Genomic DNA, 1,404 nt, shown 5'->3' on the forward strand with positions numbered 1-1,404 from the left:
GGAACTCAGTAAGTCGACCTGGTTGATCACTTCGCTGTCGCCGGGCAGTGGGGAGAAGATATCGAAACATGCGGTACGCGGCGGCGATATCACGGGACTGCTGGCACGCTTTGCCCAGCTTCAGGACAAGGCACAGGCGCGCACCGGCCGGCACTTTGCGCTTGTGGTCATTCAGGAGGCGGGTCTCGACGGCTTCTGGATCCATCGAATCCTGGAGGCCGAGGGGATCGAAAGCCATGTCGTCGACGCCGCCTCCATTGCCACGTCGCGCCGGCGGCGTCGTGCCAAGACCGACAAGATCGATGGTGAGGCGTTGGTGCGTGCGCTGCTCGCCTACAAACGAGGCGAGCCGCGCGTGTGCGCGATAGTTAGGGTACCGAGCGTCAAGGAGGAGGACCATCGGCGCATCGGCCGTGAACGCAAGGTTCTGGTTGGTGAGCGGACCTGCCATGTCAACCGGATCAAGGGCCTGCTGTTTGCTCAGGGCATCACCGGCTACGAGCCGCTGCGACGTGACCGGCGACATCGGCTTGAGGAATTGAGGACCGGCGACGGCCGCGCACTGCCTGAACATCTGAAGGGGCAAATCCGTCGCGAGCTCGACCGACTCGAACTGGTGATAGCCCAGATCAAAGAGGTGCAGGCCGAGCGCGACGCTCTGCTGGCAATCGAAGTCGCCGAAACTCCAGCAGCGACATTGCTCGATCTCAAGGGTATCGGCCCCGAGTGTGCCGCCATCCTCTACGCGGAAGGGCTGTTCCGGCACTTCGATAATCGCCGGCAGGTCGCCGCCTATGCCGGGCTCGCGCCGACGCCTTGGCAGAGCGGATCGGTCCAGCACGAGCAAGGCGTCTCGAAGGCCGGCAACCCCCGGCTGCGAACGACGATGATCGAGTTGGCCTGGCTGTGGCTGCGCAATCAACCGAGTTCAGCGCTTACCCGCTGGTTCCACGAACGCGTGATGCGCAATCAGGGGCGCCTCAAAAAGACAACCATCGTCGCCCTTGCAAGGAAGCTGCTCGTGGCGCTGTGGAAATACGTGACCGCGGGCGTCGTCATCGAAGGTGCCGTCATGAAGGCTGTCTGACGAGATCACACCGATACACTCATCCCTCGAGGCCTGATCAGCCTCGGCGGATCCAGGAGGCGAACCGAGATCCCAGCTGGCTGGAATGCCGTATCAAAGACGGGTCTCGCCTTCTGGGCCCCTGCCGCCGCAAGCGGGATATTGGTGCAGCCGCCCCAAGCGGCGACCGTATGTGAGTTTGACTAGGCTCGATTGACCGAGCCGTGTCACGCAATCGGGCCCAGCTCTGGATTCCGCCGCCAAATTGGGAGCAACCACGATGCCGCCCTAACACACCTCTTGACCTCAGCATCGTCATGTGAGCCTGGGATCAAACA

The 1,404-nt window shown here is 62.6% G+C and carries 1 protein-coding gene; it reads left to right on the forward strand.

Translation table 11 applies throughout. The annotated features are described in order from the left end of the window. Positions 1-1,087, forward strand: a 1,087-nt coding sequence (locus tag B5V02_RS30175) for an IS110 family RNA-guided transposase (RefSeq protein ID WP_111547685.1), incomplete at its 5' end; no start/stop codon positions are given. Positions 1,088-1,404 lie beyond the last annotated feature (317 nt).

Origin of the sequence: Mesorhizobium kowhaii (assembly GCF_003253745.1) — a bacterium.
Lineage (GTDB): Bacteria > Pseudomonadota > Alphaproteobacteria > Rhizobiales > Rhizobiaceae > Mesorhizobium > Mesorhizobium kowhaii.